This is a genomic window from Caulobacter sp. HJHS_5, from assembly GCF_056683955.1.
Genome location: NZ_JBWZNC010000003.1, coordinates 421,615 through 436,071, shown reverse-complemented (window position 1 = coordinate 436,071; position 14,457 = coordinate 421,615). Strand labels below are relative to the sequence as shown.

Below are 14,457 nucleotides of genomic sequence, written 5' to 3'. Positions count from 1 at the left end.
TGCTTCGCCTCGAAGGCCGGCGGCGGCGGAGGCGGCGGCGGCGGGGGAGGCGGAGGCGGCGGGGGAGGCGGCGGCGGCGGGGGCGGCGGCGGCGGGGGCGGCGGCGGGGGCGGCGGAGCCGCGAACGAATACCGCAGGCCGACCGTCAGCGACGAGTCCGCGTAGGAGCCGGTGAACAGGCCCGGCTGCAGCGCGGCCGAACCGGTCGACTTGAAGCTGAATTCGTCGCCGTCGAGATAGCGATAGGTGACGTCGACGTTCAGCTTGTCGGTGGCCTTCCACGACACGCCGGCGAGGGCCTGGTAGGCGAACACCGTGTCGTCGTCGTCGACGGTCAGGTTCTGGATCGCCGGGTTGGTCGGGCTGATGACGCCCGGGACCTGGGCGAACTGGCCCGAGATGTCGAACTTGCCGCGGTTCACGCCCATGCCGAGGCCGACGAAGGGGTTGAACGTCGAGTCCGGGGCGAAATCGTAGATCAGGTTCGCCATCAGGGTCGTGGAGTCGATGCTGCCGCTGGGGCTGCCGCAAGCCGGAGCGGCCGCGGTGCGGACGACGCCGGGGGTGCAGAGGCCGGTCGGCAGCGCGCCGTTGGCCGGGCCGCGGACGCCATCGATGTCGCCGGGGCGGTAGCCGAGTTCGGCTTCAACGCGCCAGTGCGGAGCGAAGCGATAGCCGCCACGCACGAAACCGGTCCAGTCGTCCTCGGTGGAGAAGTTCCACTTGTAGTTGGCGGTCGAGTCAGCCTCGACGCCTTGCATGGTGTGCCAGCCGAGATCGACGGCGCCGTACCAGCCGATGTCCTGGGCGGACGCGGTCGAGGCCGAAGCCGCGACGGCGGCGGCGAACGCCGCACCCGCGAGAAGTTTCAGTTTCATGGTGAGAAAAGCCCTTTCGCCCACATCAAACAGCCTGACGGCTTAGTTTCGGTTATAAACAAGGTGCGCCAGGCGCAAAAGTGACCGCGAGGACACAGTCTGTGTTTTCCCGGCCTCGGTCGGTCAGCGGAAGCCGATTTCCCATCTTCACCCCACAGTTCTTACCGAACGGCGAAGCGGTGATCGGTTGATCCACGGATCTGCTCATACAGCGACTTACGCCCAGCGCCGCGTCGCGCATTGGACGCGACGATCGACCAGACACTGATTGTATGACGTCGTGTGGACACCCCATCCCCCGGCCAGCCCACCGAACGATTGCGGTCAGGCTTCAATTGAAGCCGCTAATGCCGCGGAACGGCTTTAGTTCCGAAAAAAATTACTGCGTTTGCAGGCGATCTCGGGCGCGGCGACCCCTGGCGCCCAGGGCGTCGGGACGATTTAACGCCTTTCGGTATTCATCGCGCCGTTCGTGGATCGAGGCGATGACCAGGCCCATGGGCGTTCCGATATCGACAAGAACCGCCTCGGAAAGCTGCAGCGACGCCTCGATGGTTTCCGGCACCGCGTCGGTGGCGCCGAGTTCGTAGAGCCGCTTGGCGTGGCGCGCGTCGCGGGCGCGGGCCACGACCGTCAGGTCGGGCCGGGCCTCGCGGGCGGCGGCGACGATGGCCTCGGCTCCCTCCGGGTTGTCCATGGTCACCACCAGGGCGCGGGCGGTGTCGAGGCCGCAGCGACGCAGGAACTCCACGCGCGTGGCGTCGCCGAAGAACACGTCGTGGCCGGCTCGTCGCCCGGCCTCGATGAGCTTGGGATCGCGCTCCGCCGCCACCCAGGGGATGTCGTGGCGGCTCAGCATGTCGCCGACCAGCTTGCCGACCCGGCCGTAGCCGACGACGACGACGGCGTCGGCGGCTTCGGCGCCTTCGGCGTCCGCCTTGCCCTCCGGCGCCTCGCTGGGCGCGGCGCCCTCGGCCGGGCGGCCGGCGACACGGGCCCCGGCCATCGCCAGCAGCGGGATGCAGAACATCGACAGGGTCGAGGCGACCAGGATGGTCTGGCCAAGGCCGCGTTCGACGATGCCCTCGCCCATGGCCGTGTTCAGCACCACGAAGGCGAACTCGCCGCCCCCCGCCAGCAGCAGGGCGCTCTCCAGGGCCGGCCGCCAGCCGACCTGGAACAGACGGGCCAGCACGAAGATCACCGTGGCGTTCAGCGAGGTCACGCCGAGGGCCGTGGCCAGCACGGGGATCGGCTGAGCCACCAGCAACGAGAGATCGAGCTGAATGCCGACCGAGACGAAGAACAGGCCGAGCAACAGGCCCTTGAAGGGCTCGATGGTCACCTCGACCTCATGGCGATATTCGGTCTCGGCCAGCAGCACCCCGGCGATGAAGGCCCCCAGGGCCATGGACAGGCCGGCCGCGGCGCTGAGCAGGCCGGCGCCGATGACCACCAGCAGGGCGGCCGCCATGAACAGCTCCTCGCTCTTGGCCTTGGCCACCGAGCGCAGCATCGGCCGCAGCATCAGGCGGCCGAACACCACCAGGGCCGCGAGGCCGAGGGCGGCCGGCAGGAAGCTGAGCAGCAGCGTCGTCCACCGGAAATCGCTCTCCTGGCGGCCGAGCAGGGCCAGGGTGATCAGGATGGGAGCGACCGCGAGATCCTGAAACAGCAGCACCGAGAAGGTGGTGCGGCCAGCCTGGGAATGCTGCCGTTTCCGCTCGGTCAGCAGCTGCATGACGATGGCGGTGGACGACAGCGCCAGGGCGCCGGCGATGGCCGCCGCCGCCGCCAAGGGCTGGCCCAGCATCCAGGCCCCGCCGCCGATGGCGAGGCCGCAGATGGTCACCTGCAGGCCGCCCAGGCCGAAGACGAAACGCCGGAGCGCGCGCAGCCGCTCCCACGACAGCTCGAGCCCGATCATGAACAGCAGGAAGACGACCCCGAACTCCGCCAGCTGGGTGATCTGCTCCGGGTTGTCGATGGTGAAGGAGCGCAGCCAGGGGAAGGCGCCGCCGAGGGCGCCGAGGCCGAACGGACCGAGCGCCACGCCGGCCCCGAGGAAGCCCAGGACGGGGCTGATCTTCAGACGCTTGAACACCGGGACGACGACGCCCGCCGTCGCCAGAAACAGGACTACGTCCTTGTAGTGTTCCGCCTGAACCTCACCCGCCATGCCGCCTCCCTGCCCGTCGAAAGCGACTATGGGGTCGCCTGTCGCCTTGCGAAACCCCCGGCGGATGCGTATGGGCGGTCACATGAACGTCAGACAGACGTCATCGCGAGCGCTTTCGACCTGGGCGGCGACCGTCGCCCTGATCGCCGTGCTGTTCCAGGCCCTGGCCAGCGGGGCGATGGCCCACACGGTCAATGACCGCGGCGTCACCCTGATCGTCTGTTCGGCCCAGGGCGCCAACGCCATCGTCGTCGACCCCGACGGTCAGGCTCGCGTTGAGAAGGCCGACCAGGCCGAGAAAAGCAGCGACAAGACCAAGACCAAGTCGGGCCTGCCCTGCCAGGATTGCGTGGCCGCGCCCGCCGCCGCCCTGCCCCCGCCCGACCCCGCCGCCGCCCTGGTGCGCTACGCCCGCCAGGCCGACATCTGGCGGCGCGTCTCCGACACCGTTCACAGGCAGGCCCGCGCGCCCCCGCGCCCGCCGAGCCGCGGACCACCGACCGTCTGAAGCCTGACCTTTCGCCGCGGCCCGCCTCAGGCCCGCGCCTTGTCACGTCTTCAGGATTGCTCCTCCATGACCGCCCCTATCCGCCGCGCCCTGCTGGCCGGCGCCGCGCTCTGCGCCATCGCCCCCACGGGGGCCTGGGCCCAATCGGCCCCCATCGTCGACTCCGTGATCGTCACCGCCGCGCCAGATCCGGAAGACCCGCCGGTCGTCGGGGACGCCCGCCGCCGGCTTTCCGAGACGCCGGGCGCCGTCTCGGTGATCTCGCAGGAAAGCTATATTCGCCGCGAAGCCCTGGCCCTGGACGACATGCTGCGCGACGCCCCGGGGGTCTACGCCCAGCGCAAATGGGGCGGCGACATCCGCATCTCGATCCGCGGCTCCGGCATCGGCAACGCCAACCATAATCGCGGCCTGCTGCTGGCCCAGGACGGCGTGCCGCTGAACGACGCCGACGGCTATGGCGACAGCCAGGTCACCGATCCCCTGCTGACCCGTTACGCCGAGGTCTATCGCGGCGGCAACGCCCTGCGCTTCGGCGGCGCTCTGCTGGGCGGGGCCATCAACATGGTGACGCCCAACGGCCGGACGGCCGGGTTCGACAACCAGCTTCGTCTCGATGGCGGCTCGTTCGGCCTTCACCGCGAGAACCTGCAGCTGGCCCGCCGCGACGGCGACTGGGACGGCTTCGTCGCCCTGACCAACCAGAGGCAGCAGGGCTGGCGGCCGCAGAGCCAGCAGAACATCCAGTTCGCCTCGCTGAACCTCGGCCGCAATTTCGGCGACGAGCGCGAGGTGCGCCTGATCGTCAACGGCTCGAACATCAACCAGGAAATCCCCGGCGTGCTGACCCTGGCGCAATTCCGGGCCGATCCCCGACGGCCCGCGCCGGCCAACTACGCCAACGACCAGGGCCGCAACCAGCGAGGTTTGCGCACCTCGCTGCGGACCACCTGGCGGCTGAACGAGGCCCTGCTGTTCGAGGGCGCCGTCTATGGGACCTGGAAGGATCTGGACCACCCGATCTTCCAGGTGATCGATCAGGAAAGCCGCAACTGGGGCGGGTTCGGGCGGCTGAGCTGGAAGGGTGAGATCGGCGGCCTGCCGGCCGACGGCCATGCCGGGCTGTGGCTGCGGAAGGGCGATCTCGACAGCCACTTCTTCATCAACGCCAAGGGCGCGCGCGGCGCCCTGCAGTCGATCTCCTACCAGAACGCCGATGCGACCGACGTCTTCGCGGAGGGACGGCTGTTCGTGCTGCCGCGCCTGGCGGTGATCGGCGGGGCGACCTGGGGGACGGCGGGGCGCGACTATACGAGCGTCGCGGTCCCGGGCGTCGCAACGACTTTCAACCTGAAGGCCGCGAAGACCTACGACTGGCTCGCCCCGCGCGTCGGCCTTTTGTGGGAGGGGGACGACGGGGCGCAGTTGTTTGCCAACCTGACCCGCTCGGTCGAGCCGCCGAACTTCAACTCGATGTCGCCGACCAATGTGGGCTTCACGCCGGTGCGCGCGCAGGAAGCCTGGACCGGCGAAGTGGGCGCGCGCGGCCGCAAGGGGCCGTTCACCTACGACGTCACGCTTTACCGCGCCCATCTCGACGGCGAGATGCTGCAGTATCAGCCAGGCATCGCCGGCCCCGGCGGAACCGTGCCGGCCGCCACCTTCAACGCCGACAGGACGGTGCACCAGGGGCTGGAGGCGGCGCTCGACTGGCGGATCACCCCCGCGCTGCGCCTGCGGCAGACCTATACCTGGAGCGACTTCCGCTTCGACGGCGACGTGCAGTACGGCGACAACCGCCTGCCGATCGCGCCGGAGCACTTCTATCGCACCGAGCTTCGCTATGAACACGCCGCCGGCTGGTTCGTGGCCCCGTCGCTGGAATGGTCGGCCTCGGACATCTGGGTCGACTACGGAAACACGACCAGCGCGCCCTCCTACGCGGTGTGGAACCTCAACGCGGGCTGGACGGTCAACGAGTGGCTTTCGCTGTTCGTCGATGCGCGTAACCTGTTCGACAAGGCCTATGTCTCCAACGTCCAGGCCGCCGCCCCGACGGCCTTGCCCGCCGGAGGCTATTACTGGCCGGGCGACGGGCGGGCGATCTACGCCGGGCTGACGGCGTCGTTCTGAGGGCGAGCGCGATGACCGACACGCCTGTTTCCGTTTCCGGCGCCGTCTATCGGGCCTTCTGGCGCTGGCACTTCTACGCCGGGCTGCTGGTCATGCCGGTGCTGATGCTGATGGCCCTGACCGGCGGCCTCTACCTGTTCCGCGGCGCCATCGACGACGTGGTCTATCGGCCGCTGATGTTTGTCGAGGCGCGGGCGGCCCAGGCCTCGCCCGACGCCTGGGCCAAGGCGGCGCTGGCCGCCGTGCCCGGCCGTCTCGCATCGGTGACGGCGCCCGCCGACGCGGATCGCCCGGCCAAGCTGGTGGTCGAGACCCCGGCGGACGGCCGGCGCGCCGTCTATGTCGACCCGCACGACGCGCGAGTGCTGGGCGACATTCCCGACGGCGGGGCGATGGCCGTGGTGAAGCGGGTGCACAGCCTGGATATCGCCGGGCCGGTGTTCAACATCGGCGTGGAGATCGTGGCCGGCTGGGCCATCGTGATGGTGGCCACCGGGGTCGTGCTGTGGTGGCCGCGCGGGGGAAAGGGCGGCGTCGTCACGGTGCGCGGCGCGCCAGGCAGCCGGGTGTTCTGGCGCGACCTGCACGCGGTGACCGGCGTGTTAATCGGCGCCGTGATCGTGTTCCTGGCCGCCACCGGCATGCCGTGGTCGGCGGTCTGGGGCCAGCAGGTGCGCAGGATGACCACCGAGGCCGGCTGGGGTCGCCCGGCCGCGCCGGTCGCCGCGGCGGCCGGGCATGAGGGCCACGAAGGTCATGAGGGTCACGATGCGTCGCCGCCGGCAGTGCCGTGGGCGCTGCAAGAGACGAGCCTCGCCGCCAGCGCGGCGCCCGCCTTGCCGCTCGGGACGATGATGGGCCACGTCGAGGCGCTCGGCCTGCCGCGACCCTATACGCTGACCATCCCCAAGGCGCCGGGCGCGGCCTGGTCGGCGGCCTACATGCCCGACAAGGTGGAGGCGACCCGCACCCTCTATCTCGACGGGGCGACGGGCCAGGCAGTGGCCGACATCGGCTACGATCGCTTCGGGCCGGCGGCCAAGACCATCGAATGGGGCATCGCCGTGCACCAGGGCCAGCAGTTCGGCCCGATCAACAAGCTGGTCATGCTGGCCGGCTGCGTCGGCGTCTGGCTGCTGGGGATCTCGGCCCTGACCATGTGGTGGAAGCGCCGTCCGAAAGGCCGGCTGGCCGCCCCGCCCGCCCCGGCCGACAAGCGCGGCTATGTCGCCCTCGCCGCCGTGGTGATTCCGCTCGGCCTGCTCTATCCGCTGGTCGGGGCCTCGCTCGTCGTCGTCCTGACGCTCGACCTCGTCCTTCGCCGCCTCATCTCGGGACGGCCCAAGCCCGTGGAGGCGCAAGCCTGATGCGAACCCTGCTGATCCTCGCCGCCGCCGTCTGCGGCCTCGCCGCCTGCGCTAAGGCCGATGCCCCCCCCGCAGTGCAGGCGCTGGACCCCTGGTGCCGCCCGGCCCCCGCCGGCGCGCTGTCGGCCGCCTGCTACCTGACCCTGACCAGCAACGGCGACGACCGGCTGGTCTCCGTCGCCAGCCCGGCGGCCGAGACGGTCGAGGTCCACAGCATGGACATGACCGGGGGCATCATGCGGATGGGTCCCCTGAAGGACGGGCTGAAGCTGCCGAGGAACAAGGCCGTGGCCCTGACGCCCGGCACGGAGCACGTGATGCTAATCGGCCCCAAGGCCGAGGTGGCCCTCGGAACCAGCGTCAGCCTGACCCTGACGTTCGACAAGGCGCCGCCGCTGACGGTGACCGCTCCGGTGCGGCCGGCCGTGCTGCCGGGCGGTTAACGCAACCGGCGCGCGAGCGGCCATCAGGCTTAACGCCGAGGGCCGTTACGGCAGCGCTTGTTTTTGACTTGAGGCCTTAAAACGCCAAACCCGCCGCGGGGGATAATCGCGGCGGGTCCGGCTGTTTTGCGATCATTCGATCCAAGCGGGCGTTTCCTCCCCGAAACGCCGAAGAACCGAGCTCTCTGTCGGGCTCTTTTGTCCTTCTGACGGGATAGAAGCGTCAATTACGCGAGGCTGTCAACGCCTCAAACCCGCTTTTCACAAGGGGTTGATGCAAAAACGACGCTTTATTGACACACCCGGCAGAAATCACGGTGAATTTCACCACGTTTCTCTGACGACCGCGTCAATAGTCAGCCGACGGCGGTCCGCAGGGCCAGTTGCGCCGGCGAATCGGCGGCGAAAACATAGTCGGGACGGCTGACCGCCACCGGCTCGACCCCCGCCGCCGCCAGGGCGAAGGTCAGGTCGAAGAGGTCGTCCTGCGAGGCCATCACCCCGCCCGAGCGGCGCACGGCCCCCCGTGCGAGGAAGGGCGCGATCGGCGCCTCGGCGTCGGCGTCGCGGCTGGCCGGCCACGAGAGGCTGGCCAGGGTCTTGGCGCGGGCGCGGGCTTCCACAACCCCAAGGAGGCGCCGCGCCTGGGCCAGATGCGCCGGCGTCCAGGCGGCCGTCAGCGAGGCGGCGAGCTGCGCCTGGCTTTTCAGGATCACGCCGTCGCCGAGAATCTTCAGGCCGTTGGCGACCAGGGTCGCGCCGGTGGTGGTGATGTCGACGATGGCCTCGGCGGCGCCGGCGGCGGGGGCGCCCTCGGTGGCCCCGCTCGACTCGACGATGCGATAGTCGGCCAGGCCATGGCGGGCGAAGAAGCCGCGGGTCTGGGCCAGGTATTTGGTGGCGACGCGCAGGCGGCGGCCGGTGCGCGCGAGATGCGCGTGCGACACCGCGTCGAGGTCGGCCATGGTGTCGACGTCGAGCCAGCTCTTGGGCACGGCGACCACCAGGTCGGCGCGGCCGAAGCCGAGGGCGCGCAGCAACAGCACGCGCTGCTCCAGCTCGCCCGGCTGCTCGCGCAGCAGGTCCTCGCCGGTGACGCCGAGGTGAACTTCGCCGTTGGTCACGCCCGAGGCGATGTCGCCGGCCGACAGCAGGCGGACCTGCACGCCGGGCAGGCCGGAGAGCTCGGCGGTGTAGCCCCGCGCGCCCCCGGTCATCTCCAGCTTGAAGCCGGCGTCGGCCAGCCAGGCCTCCAGTTGCTCCTTCAGCCGCCCCTTGGACGGAAGGGCGAGGATCATCGGGTCGTCAGTCATCCCTCGCCTCCCACGGCGAACGCGCGCGCCGGGCGCACCATGCAGCCGACGGCGCCGCCGGCTCCGTTCTCGGCTCCGAGCTTGGTGAGCAAGCCGTCGTAGCGGCCGCCGGCGGCCAGCGGCTGCTCGTCGCCGAGCGCGGCGCTGCGCACCTCGAACAGCACGCCGTCGTAGTAGCCGAACTCGCGGCCAAAGGCCGTCGCCAGCGTCAGGGCCTCGACGGGGACGCCGAGCGCGGTCATGCGGGCGAGCCGCGTGCGCCAGGCCGCCGCCGCCGCCGACAGGGCCGCGCCCTTGTCGCCGGCCAGGGCCTCGATGGCCGCCAGGGCCGAATCGGGACGATCGGAAATGGCCAGGAAGGCGCGGACGGCCTCGGCCTGGGCGGCGTCGAGGCGGCCGGCGCGAGCGCCCTCGGCCCGCTCGGTCAGGCGATGCACGATCTCGGCCGGTCCGCGACCGCCGACCGGCTCGACGCCGGCCAGGGCCCACAGTTCCTGCAGCACGCCTGTCGCCTCGGCCTCCGGCAGGCCGGACAGGAGGTCGGCGAGACGGCTGGGGCGGTCGGCGCCCTCGGGGGCGTCGCCGGGGACGTTTTCGGCCAGCTCGGCCTTCATCAGGCGCGGGCGGGCGAAGGCGCGCTTCAGGCGGGCGGCGAGCGGAGCCGCGAGGTCCAGGCTGTCGACGAAGGCCGCGAACAGGCCGACGTCGCCGAACAGCATCGACAGGTCCCGGCGGCCGCCGGCGGCCGACGCGCGCCAGGCCAGGGCGGCGATCTCGGCGTCGCTCTCCACGCGGGTCGCGGCGTCGGTCCCGGCGACCTCATAGGCCTCGATGCCGATCTGCAGAAACTCCTCGGGCCGGTCCGAACCGGGCGGGGCCACGCGGAAGGCCTTGCCCTCATAGTAGTAGCGACCGGCGGCGGCGCCCGACGCCAGGTGCTGGCGGGCGACCGGCAGGGTGAAATCGGGCCGCAGGCAGGCGTCCTCCGCTCCCTCGGCCGAGACGGCGAACAGGCGGGCGCGCATCGCCTCGCCCGCCAGATCGAGCAGCAGGCCGAGCGGCTGCAGCACCGGCGGATCGACCGGCGCGGCGCCGGCGCCCTGGAACGGCGCGCGGACGGCGGCCAGGGCTTCGGCGGGAATCGGCGGTTCGAGCCTCATTGCTTGTCCCCGACAATGCATTTGACGGCGGCGATCATCTCGCCGCGCGGAAGGGTCTGCTGGCCCGGACGCTCGGCGCGCCAGGCGGCGTTGTCCTCGACGCCGGCGGCGCCGGCGCGGCCGAGGTCGAGGTCCTTGATGGTCACCGAGCCGGCGGCCAGCTCGTCGTCGCCGACGATGATGGCGGCGGGCGCGCCGCGGCGGTCGGCGTATTTCATCTGCGCCTTCATGCCGGACGAGCCGAGGTAGACCTCGGCGGCGATTCCGGCCGCGCGCAGTTCGCCGGCGATGGCGAAGTAGTCGGCCATGCGCTCCTGGCTGAAGGCGATGACCACCACCGGGCCCCGGGCGTCGGCCGCCGGGGCGCGACCGGCGGCGGCGAGCGCCGCGACCAGGCGCGAGACGCCGAACGAGAAGCCGGTCGCGGGCGTTCGCTCGCCGGTGAAGCGGGCCACGAGATCGTCGTAGCGCCCGCCGCCGCCGATGGAGCCGAAGCGCATCGGCTGACCCTTGTCGTCGACGGTCTCGAGCAGCAGCTCGGCCTCGAAGACGGCGCCGGTGTAGTACTCAAGGCCGCGAACCACGGCCGGATCGAAGGCCGCGCGGTCGACGCCGACGCCCATGCCGGTGAGGGCCGCGTCGATGCGGGCCAGCTCCTCCAGCCCCTCGTCGCCCTCGGCCGAGCCGCCGATGACGTCGGCGAGACGGTTGAGCACCACCGAGCGGTCGGCCCCGCCGAGGCCGGCTTGCGTGAAGGCGATCACCGACTCGATGGCCTTGGCCCCGAGGCCCGCGCCCTTGGTGAAGTCGCCGCTCTCGTCCTTGCGGCCCTCGCCGAGCAGCAGGCGCACGCCGTCCGGACCCAGGCGGTCGAGCTTGTCGACGGCGCGCAGCACGGCCAGCTTCTGACCGGCGGTCTCGACCCCCGCCGATTGCAGCAGACCGTTGAGCAGCTTGCGGTTGTTGATCTTCAGCACCGCCTGGCCGCGCGGCAGGCCGGCGGCCTCCAGGCCCTCGGCGGCCATGGCCACGATCTCGGCGTCGGCCTCAGGGCGGGCCGAGCCGACGGTGTCGGCGTCGCACTGGATGAACTGGCGGAAGCGGCCGGGGCCGGGCTTCTCGTTACGCCACACCGGACCGAAGGCGTAGCGGCGGAAGGGTTTGGGCAGGGTTGTCCAATGCTCCGCAGCGAAGCGGGCGAGGGGCGCGGTGAGGTCGTAGCGGAGCGCCATCCACTGCTCGTCGTCGTCCTGCAGGGCGAAGACGCCCTCATTCGGACGGTCGCTGTCGGGCAGGAACTTGCCGAGGGCGTCGGCGTATTCGAACGCGCCGGTGTCCAGCGCCTCGAAGCCGTAGCGCTCGTAGACGGCGCTGACCGCCTCGAGGATCGCCCGCTCGGCGCGCAGCACGGGCGCGCGCTTGTCGGCGAAGCCGCGCGGGGCGCGGGCCTCGGGGCGGAAGGTTTGGGCGGCGGTCTCGTCGGTCATGTCAGCGTCAGGTCCAGGAACTCAAGCGGTGGACGGGCGCCGATGCGGGCCCCGTCCGTCAGGCGGGGCAAAGGGTCGGTCTCGGCGGCGCTCAGGCCACACGGTCCCGGCCCGAGCCCCAGCGGGTCGGGTGGCAGTGGCCATGATGGTGGTGGCGAGGCGCGCACATGCGGCGGGCCTATAGCCGATCCGTTAAGGTGAGGCTACCGCTTCAGCCGATCGATCATCGCGGTGGTGGAGGCGTCGTGGTCGAGGCGGTCGCCGCCTTCCAGCTCGCCGAGCACGCGGACAGCCAGGGTCTTGCCCAGCTCCACGCCCCACTGGTCGAAGCTGTTGATCCCCCAGATCGCGCCCTCGACGAAGGTCTTGTGCTCATAGAGGGCGATCAGGGCGCCGAGGGTCTGGGGCGACAGGCGCTCCAGCACCACGGTGGTCGAGGGGCGGTTGCCGGTGAAGGTCTTCTGCGGGGCGAGGATGTCGATGGCGGCGGGCGTCAGGCCCTTGGCCCTCAGCTCGGTCTCGACGGCGTGCAGGCTCTTGCCGACCAGCAGGGCCTCAGCCTGGGCGACGACGTTGGCCAGCAGCTTCTCGTGCATGCCGGCCGGGCCTTCGTCGGAGCGGGCGACGGCGATGAATTCCAGCGGCACCACGTCTGTACCCTGGTGCATGGCCTGGAAGTAGGCGTGCTGCACATTGGTGCCGGCGTCGCCGAACACGGCGGCGGCCGAGCCGCGGGTCAGCCACCGGCCCTGCTTGTCGACGCTCTTGCCGTTCGACTCCATCTCCAGCTGCTGCAGGAAGGACGCGAGGCGGCGCAGGCGGTGCGAATAGGGCACGACCGAGCGCGAGGCGCGGCCGAGGCCGTTGCGGTTGTAGATCTGGGCCAGGGCCAGCAGCACCGGCGCGTTCCGCTCGAGCGGAGCCGAGGCGAAGTGGGCGTCCATCGCCGCGCCGCCGGCCAGGAAGCCTTCGAACACGTCCCAGCCGCAGGCGACGATCAGCGACAGGCTGACGGCCGACCACAGCGAATAGCGGCCGCCGACCCAGTCCCAGAAGCCGAACACCCGGGCTTCGTCGATGCCGAAGGCGGCGGTCTTATCCAACGCCGTCGAAACGGCGGCCATGTGTTCGCCCGCCTTGTCGGCGCCGACAGCCCCGGCGAGCCAGGCGCGGGCCGCCTCGGCGTTGGCCATGGTCTCCATGGTGGTGAAGGTCTTGGAGACGACGATGACCAGGGTCTCGGTCGGATCGAGATCGGCGGTCTCCAGCGCGAACTCGGCGCCGTCGACATTGGCGACGAAGCGCACGTCGATGACCGGCTTCAGCGGCTTCAGCGCATCCCACAACAGGCGCGGACCGAGGTCCGAACCGCCGATGCCGATGTGGACGATCGAGCGGAACGGGCGGCCCGTGGCGCCCTTGAGCTCGCCGTTGCGGACCTGCTGAGCGAACGCGGCCATGCGGCGGCGGACGGCCTCGACATCGGCCATCACCGGCTGGCCCTGGGCCTGGATGTCGGCCGTGGCGGCGGCGCGCAGGGCGGTGTGCAGCACGGCGCGGCCCTCCGAGGTGTTGATCGCCTCGCCGCCGAGCATGGCTTTGCGGGCGCCCTCGACATCCGCCGCCCGGGCGAGATCGAGGGCCGCGTTCAGCCCCGCCCCGGACCAGGCCTGCTTCGAGAGGTCGAGGGTGAGGCCGCAGGCTTCGATGGTGAGGGTGGCGAGCCGGTCCGGCTCGGCGGCGATGAAATCCTCGATGCGACCGGCGCCGTCGGCCTTGGCGGCGGCTTCAAGGGCGGTCCAGGCGGCGTCGAGGTCGGGCATCGCAAGCTCCACAGTAAGAGGTCGTTCACCATGTCGGCCGTAGCAAACAGGCGATCCAGCGTCTCGTCGCAACGCGTTCGGCGACGCGGACCATTACGAGGCCAGTCTTAGCAAGGATAGGTCAGATGTCTTGTGACGCCGTCGCGGTCGCCGCCACAATGTGGTTCGCCGCCTTCTCCCCCGCGCAGCAGACGCCCGCCGAACAGGCGCTGGGCGTGCAGCCGGCGGCCGTGATCCAGATCGCCGCCGCCCCGCCGAAAATCTCCGGCGAGCCGATGTATCGCGACATTGTCAAGCAGGCGAAGAGCCTGAAGGGCCAGGTCGACGCCTACATCAAGGCCAGCGCCAAGGCCGATCCCAACGCCGCCGCCGGGGCGCTGGCGGACTTCGACGGCTTCAAGGCCAGGATCGGCGTGCTGGCCGAAACCGACATGAAGGGCCACCTGGACCTCGCCGCCCGCAACCTCGACGGCGACCTGAAGTGCATCCTGCGCGGCATCGCCCAGGACCTGCCCAAGCGCCTCGACGAGGTGGCCGCCGCCAAGGACGCCCGCGCCCAGACGGCCGCCCTGAAGGAGATGGCCTATCTCCTGAACGACAACGTCGAGGTGATCACCGCCCCGCCGGCGCCGCCGGTCTAGGCGACCTGCGCGACGCCGCCTTGCGCCCGGAAGGCGTCGCGGCTATCTAGTTGCGAATAGTTCGCAATTAAGAGCGAGAAGCGTCGCAGGACGCGCGCCCGATGACCCATGCCTTGTCGCCGCCCCTGGAGGAGCCGACGCGCTCGACCCTGCTGGTCGAGGTGATCCGTTGCTGGCGGGCCGCCGGTGACGCCGGCCAGGCGGTGCAGCCGCGCCTCAGCGCCCTGCTGCATCGCCATGCGGGTGAGATGCTGGCCCCGGTGTTCGACAGCTTGCTGAGCCTGTTCGAGGCGGCGCTCGGTCGGCGTCTCGCGGTGGGGGTCGCCGGGCAGGTCTCGGAGGACGAACGGCTGGTGCTGGGCCTGCTCGACGGCTCGAAGAAGCAACGCGCCTGCATCGACTGCAGCGAGGGCGCGGCCAGCGCCCTGAGCTGCGCCGTCTGCTCGACCCGGGTGATGATGGCGATGGCGCTTTAGTTCGAAAGTGTGACCACAATACCATTCGTCATAGCCGGCCTTGTGCCGG

The 14,457-nt window shown here is 70.9% G+C and carries 12 protein-coding genes; 6 read left to right on the top strand and 6 right to left on the bottom strand.

Going from position 1 to position 14,457, the window contains the following annotated elements; all coding sequences use genetic code 11:
- The coding region (locus tag ACFLIT_RS08370; RefSeq protein ID WP_479910750.1) for an outer membrane protein at positions 1-878 on the bottom strand (878 nt) is incomplete at its 3' end.
- Between the two features lie 379 nt (positions 879-1,257).
- A complete protein-coding gene (locus ACFLIT_RS08365; protein ID WP_479910749.1) occupies positions 1,258-3,057 on the bottom strand; it encodes a cation:proton antiporter domain-containing protein in 1,800 nt (599 codons plus the stop codon).
- 82 nt (positions 3,058-3,139) lie between these two features.
- On the opposite strand from ACFLIT_RS08365, the gene ACFLIT_RS08360 reads away from it, so the two are divergent.
- The 4 genes from ACFLIT_RS08360 to ACFLIT_RS08345 all read left to right on the top strand — a co-directional run bounded on the left by ACFLIT_RS08360 (position 3,140) and on the right by ACFLIT_RS08345 (position 7,508).
- Complete coding sequence (locus ACFLIT_RS08360; protein ID WP_479910748.1) at positions 3,140-3,565, top strand: DUF2946 family protein; 426 nt, start codon at positions 3,140-3,142, stop codon at positions 3,563-3,565.
- Positions 3,566-3,631: 66 nt separating this feature from the next.
- A complete protein-coding gene (locus ACFLIT_RS08355; protein WP_479910747.1) occupies positions 3,632-5,698 on the top strand; it encodes a TonB-dependent receptor family protein in 2,067 nt (688 codons plus the stop codon).
- Positions 5,699-5,709: 11 nt separating this feature from the next.
- Complete coding sequence (locus ACFLIT_RS08350; RefSeq protein WP_479910746.1) at positions 5,710-7,065, top strand: PepSY-associated TM helix domain-containing protein; 1,356 nt, start codon at positions 5,710-5,712, stop codon at positions 7,063-7,065.
- A complete protein-coding gene (locus ACFLIT_RS08345; protein ID WP_479910745.1) occupies positions 7,065-7,508 on the top strand; it encodes a copper chaperone PCu(A)C in 444 nt (147 codons plus the stop codon). Before ACFLIT_RS08350 ends, ACFLIT_RS08345 begins: the two co-directional genes overlap by 1 nt.
- A gap of 356 nt (positions 7,509-7,864) precedes the next feature.
- Here the strand turns inward: ACFLIT_RS08345 and hisG are convergent, their stop codons facing one another.
- From hisG to pgi, 4 genes are all read right to left on the bottom strand, one after another.
- Positions 7,865-8,821, bottom strand: coding sequence for an ATP phosphoribosyltransferase (gene hisG, locus ACFLIT_RS08340; RefSeq protein WP_479910744.1), 957 nt, complete (start codon positions 8,819-8,821; stop codon positions 7,865-7,867).
- Positions 8,818-9,981 (bottom strand): ATP phosphoribosyltransferase regulatory subunit, encoded by a 1,164-nt coding sequence (locus tag ACFLIT_RS08335; protein WP_479910743.1) that lies wholly within the window; start codon positions 9,979-9,981, stop codon positions 8,818-8,820. Before ACFLIT_RS08335 ends, hisG begins: the two co-directional genes overlap by 4 nt.
- Positions 9,978-11,468: a histidine--tRNA ligase gene (gene hisS, locus ACFLIT_RS08330; protein ID WP_479910742.1), complete on the bottom strand. Its 1,491-nt coding sequence runs from the start codon at positions 11,466-11,468 to the stop codon at positions 9,978-9,980. The genes ACFLIT_RS08335 and hisS overlap by 4 nt, the downstream gene beginning before the upstream one ends.
- A gap of 203 nt (positions 11,469-11,671) precedes the next feature.
- On the bottom strand, positions 11,672-13,291 hold the full coding sequence (gene pgi, locus ACFLIT_RS08325) for a glucose-6-phosphate isomerase (protein ID WP_479910741.1): 1,620 nt from the start codon (positions 13,289-13,291) through the stop codon (positions 11,672-11,674).
- 125 nt (positions 13,292-13,416) lie between these two features.
- Here pgi and ACFLIT_RS08320 point away from each other — a divergent pair, with 125 nt between their 5' ends.
- Positions 13,417-13,932, top strand: a complete 516-nt coding sequence (locus ACFLIT_RS08320; RefSeq protein ID WP_479910740.1) for a hypothetical protein — start codon at positions 13,417-13,419, stop codon at positions 13,930-13,932.
- Positions 13,933-14,033: 101 nt separating this feature from the next.
- Complete coding sequence (locus ACFLIT_RS08315) at positions 14,034-14,408, top strand: hypothetical protein (protein ID WP_479910739.1); 375 nt, start codon at positions 14,034-14,036, stop codon at positions 14,406-14,408.
- The last annotated feature ends 49 nt before the right edge of the window (positions 14,409-14,457 follow it).